At 60.3% G+C, this 302-nt stretch carries 1 pseudogene; it reads left to right on the forward strand.

Features of this window, described 5'->3' with window-relative positions:
* Positions 1-302 (forward strand): annotated as a pseudogene (locus tag ACTHSQ_RS11185) (imidazoleglycerol-phosphate dehydratase HisB); the annotation flags it as partial.

A 302-nucleotide genomic window follows, 5' to 3' on the forward strand; every position in this document is an offset into this window, starting at 1 on the left:
CCACTTTCCAGCAGCTTGTCGAAGAAGCAGGCTCATTGACCAAACTTGCCCGACACTGTGGTTACGACAACGCGGCATCCCTGTCCCCGCTGAAACGCCGCCATGAAGAGCAGGCAGACGACGAAAAAGCGCGTGGTATCCGCCCCAGCCTTGCCGCCAAACTCGAAGCCGGCATGCACAAACGCAAAGGCTGGTTAAACCGCGACCACAGTAAAGACAAAGAAAAAGCCGCAGCCGCCGAAGCCGCCCGCCAAGAGCGTGCCGCCCAAGCTGCCGCAGCCGCCGCACCGGAATTCCATATG

It is taken from the genome of Neisseria sp. P0009.S008 (genome assembly GCF_051958615.1).
In the GTDB taxonomy this organism is placed as follows: Bacteria; Pseudomonadota; Gammaproteobacteria; order Burkholderiales; family Neisseriaceae; genus Neisseria; species Neisseria subflava.